Origin of the sequence: Haladaptatus sp. W1 (genome assembly GCF_001723155.1) — an archaeon.
GTDB classification, from domain to species: domain Archaea; phylum Halobacteriota; class Halobacteria; order Halobacteriales; family Haladaptataceae; genus Haladaptatus; species Haladaptatus paucihalophilus.
In genome coordinates this window covers 1-4,021 of the sequence record NZ_MEIH01000218.1, presented here as the reverse complement: position 1 = coordinate 4,021, position 4,021 = coordinate 1, and the positions used below count along the sequence as shown (strand labels likewise).

The 4,021-nt window shown below is 58.7% G+C and carries 4 protein-coding genes; 1 reads left to right on the top strand and 3 read right to left on the bottom strand.

The annotated features are described in order from the left end of the window. Both BG842_RS10165 and BG842_RS10160 read right to left on the bottom strand, forming a co-directional pair. The coding region (locus BG842_RS10165; RefSeq protein WP_303645366.1) for a PEP/pyruvate-binding domain-containing protein at positions 1–1,295 on the bottom strand (1,295 nt) is incomplete at its 3' end. After that, positions 1,288–1,950, bottom strand: a complete 663-nt coding sequence (locus BG842_RS10160; RefSeq protein WP_069450650.1) for a TetR/AcrR family transcriptional regulator — start codon at positions 1,948–1,950, stop codon at positions 1,288–1,290. The genes BG842_RS10160 and BG842_RS10165, both read right to left, overlap by 8 nt. A gap of 395 nt (positions 1,951–2,345) precedes the next feature. Between BG842_RS10160 and BG842_RS10155 the strand changes: the two genes are divergently transcribed. Beyond that, positions 2,346–2,897 (top strand): hypothetical protein, encoded by a 552-nt coding sequence (locus BG842_RS10155; protein WP_254663043.1) that lies wholly within the window; start codon positions 2,346–2,348, stop codon positions 2,895–2,897. Positions 2,898–3,042: 145 nt separating this feature from the next. Here BG842_RS10155 and BG842_RS10150 read toward each other — a convergent pair. After that, positions 3,043–4,021, bottom strand: a 979-nt coding sequence (locus tag BG842_RS10150) for an aryl-sulfate sulfotransferase (RefSeq protein WP_069450649.1), incomplete at its 5' end; no start/stop codon positions are given.

The following is a 4,021-nucleotide window of genomic DNA, read 5'->3' as shown; positions in this document are numbered from 1 at the left end:
CTCGCTGAAACTCCTCGCCCGTCGGTCGAGAAGGTCGCCGATAGCGGCACCCATCTGTTCGTTCGCCTCACCATTCTCTCGGGAAACCGTTTGCGCATCGGCCCGAACCGGAGCGGACTCGTGACGTCGATGTAGATGCGCCCGCCCGCCTCGACTGCCCACTGCGTACCGGGGTCGAACCCGTACTCGGTGAACATCGTTTGAACGTACGATTTCCAGACGTCCAAAACGAGCGGCGGCATCGCTTCGGCGAACGATTGTCCGTGCCCCATGCTGATGTAGACGTGGAGATGGTCATCGTCGGGAGTGGGTGAGGGAAGCGGAAACAACGACGTTATCGGCCTGGCCTGAAGGATAGTGACGTCGCCGTCCGTCAGTGACCACTCGACGTCCTGCGGTCGGTCGAAGAGTGCTTCGATATCTCTTCCGACCTCGACCAACGCCCGTACCTGTTCGTCGGTGAGCACCGGACTCGACTGGTCGGAGCTCGAAAGTTCGACCGTCTCCGTGCCTCCGCTGGGTTGAGGACGAACCGCAATCCGCTGGTCTCCTGCCTCGTAGGAGAGGATTTCGCCCGTGCGAGCATCGACTTTGATGCCGTCCGCATTCACCTCTCCGGAGACGAGCGGTTCGCCGAGACCGCGACAGGCTTCGACGGACGAAATGTGACGGTTCCCCGTTATCGGGTCAGCTGTAAACAGCACTCCCGAGACGTCCGGAGAAACCATCTGCTGGACGACGACGGCGAGCGATACGTCCTCGTGCGAGATTCCGTTCTCCGCTCGATACGCGATTGCTCGGTCAGTGAATAGACTCGCCATACAGGCACGGACGCGGTCGATGACCGCATCTTCTCCCCGTACGTTTAGGAACGTCTCCTGTTGCCCGGCGAACGAGGCCTCGGGGAGATCTTCAGCGGTCGCACTCGACCGTACCGCGTACGTCGAGGACGTTTCGTCCGTCGTGAGCATTCTCCTGATGGAGTTCCGAACTTCGTCCGGGAACTCCAACGCCCGTATCTGCCTCCGCAAGGTCGCACCGGCGTCTGCAATCGCTTCTGAATTCGTCGGCTCGAATTCGGAGAGCGAAGCAATCGCCGCTCTCGTCGGTGTATCGATGAGCTGTTGATATGCGACGGTTGTTACACAGAATCCATCCGGAATCGGAAACCCCGACGTCGCTAGCCGAGCGAGGTTCGCTCCTTTCCCGCCGACGAGCTCACGGTCAGTCGCTTCAGAATCGTTCAACGAGACGACAGCCGGGTCGTCAACACGTTCTCCGCCGAGTTCACTCATGGGAATCCTCCACGGAGTCCTGCTTTCGTGTCGGAGGGTCCCCCACGGAGTCCTGTTCTCGCGTCAGTCCGGCCGCGACGGCCGCAATGAGTGTCTCTCGAACCGCGGGATATCGTTCTTCCCCGATTCGTTCTCTCTGTTGGGCCAGCCGAACGACAGCCCTGATCGTATGGGCGATCGTTTCCGGGTCCGGTCCGATAACTTTCCCTTCGTTGTACCATCTCTCGATGTGAGGAAGGAAGAAGTCGATCGCTCTCTCTCGTTTCTCGGATACTTCTTCGTCCGAAATCCGTTCGCCTACACGGGTCAGTTCCTGTTCTTCGATGAGGACTCGGCGGAATATCGGATTGGACTCCATCTCGCTGAGAGACTGTTCGAGTAGTGCTGCGATTGCAGTCTCCGGGTCGTCGTGTGTCCGAAACGATTTCCCCAACAATCGGGGAATTACTTCTTTGCTCTCTTGCTCTAAGATATCGATGTAGAGCGCTTCTTTGGAGTCGAAATACTGGTAGAAGGTACCGGTGCCGATGTCCGCCGGTTCAGTGAGTTCCGCTATCGTCGTCTTGCGTATTCCCTGTCGTGTGAACAACTCTCGACCGGTATCACGGAGCGATTCTCGGACTCGTTCTCGTTTTTCCGCTGAAAATGAAGGCATAGTTTGTGGTGGGCTTCGATGGGACGACCTGGTTCGTGACGACTGAATATGTGCTATCTGAATATTTGAGTATTTCGTTCAAACGTTCATAACGAGTCGTTCCCGTCTCGGAGACCGGTGATAGAATGCATCTCATAGCGCTGGCCGGGAGCGAGGATGAAAGTCCGCGTGGAGAAATCCTGTTTAGCAATTCCGGCATCCGTTCCCACAGGAGGTGTCCACGAACGATTCAGCGTCAGGGATTTTCGGAGCAGACGCCATCCGTCGTCGTCATCGGTCGATAGCGGTTCGACTGACGGCACTGACTGACGAATAGCCGACGAGCGACGCCGCCGACGAATTTCCACCGAGTGATTTAACGGAATGGAGGCCCACGATACGAAATACGAAAACTGATGGTCCCAGATTTCTTTACCGCTACCGTCGTGGCGCTAGCAGTCGGGGTCGGGTTCGCGTTCACCTACTTCGGCTACTCCTTCGTGACGCAACTCACCTCGCTCGTCGGCGGTCTCGGCGGTGCCCTATTCGGCAGTTTCGCCGCTCGAACCCTCGCCCCCGCATTCGGCATCGGGTCGCCGAACCTGTTGCTTGTGTCGCTGGTCGGTGCCCTCCTCGGCGGCCTCATCGGGAGTCGGGTGGCCCACTCCGCCCAACGGTTCGCCATCGTCGGGGGGAGCGCCCTCGCCGCCGCCTCGGCGGCGTACGCGTCGTTCGGGTCGGGTGGAGTCGAAACGATTGCCCTCCCGATGCTCGACGGGGCCGCAGACCCGCTCGTCGGGTCGCTTCTCGTCGGCGGCGTCACGGGGATTCTCGTCTGGCGGTTCTACCTGCCGTTCCTGACCGTCGTGACGAGCCTCCTCGGGGCAACCATCCTCCAACAACTCGCGCGCCAGTGGGGGAACGTCCTCCCGGTGTTTCAGGCAGACGACATACTTGGTAGGTCGTGACGCTATCGGATAAACTACAGGCGATGGGACCGCCCATTACGGGAGTACAGTATCGGAGATAAGAGAGAATAGGTCTTCTCGGGGAAATCGGCAGCAGTTTCTCTGTTGCCGTCACGTCGGGACCCCATTCACTCACTCATTTCGCTTACGTCCACCCTTTCCAATGAACCACCTCGAAAGCACCCCACAGTACGACGATGAGCACCGCGAGGACGAGGAGATTGAATTCTAGCGGACCGATCCACGTCGGAAGAACCCATTGGGCGGTAGTGTAGACGTACGTGTACGTGGCATCGATTCTGGCCACTAGACCATTCCCATCCTGCCCGACTGCTTTCGTATCGACGGCATCGCTTCCCTCGAGTTCGGTTATCGGTGGTCCCGACGGTTCGTCCCCGTACACCGGCCGTTCGACGTCGTACGGTTCGAAGGGAATCTTCACTTTCCAGACGATGTCTCCGCCCGGCGTCACTTCGAGAGCGCGATTGTTGTTACTGTCGACGATGAGCGTGTTTCCGTTCGGAAGTCGGTCTGCGTCCCGCGGCCAATCCAATCCCGTTCCGTAGGACCAGGTCTGTTTCCATCCGCTCTCCGTCTTTTCGTACTCGACGACGCGGTTGTTCTCGCTATCCGCGACGAGAACTGTGACCGGATCCTGCGAGAGGAGAACCGGGTTGTGCTGTTCGTTGAGGATGTCGTAGTTATCCTCCTCTCCCAGCGTCCAGCGAACGCGTTTCGATTCCCGGTCGATAAGCATAACACGGTCGAAATTCCGCGGACTGACGAGAAACGCGGACCCGTTGTCGACCGCATCGATGTCGTTCAAGTGAGTGTATCCACCGGGACCGCCCCCCGCACTCTTGGGGAAGTGCTCGCGGAACCGATACTCCCACACGACCTCGTCCTCGGAGCGGTCGTACACGAACACGCGGTTTTTCTTGCTCAGGTCGGCGATGGCGTACCGATCTCCCCCGAGGTAGTCGATGTCGTGCGTTCCGGGTGGAATCTCGAACTTCTTGAGTACCGTCCCAGTCCGCCAGTTCATCTCGATGGCGTAAAACGTCACGTCGAACGAAAACGCGGACTTGTTCATACTCCCATCACGTGCGACGAAGAGAACGCGA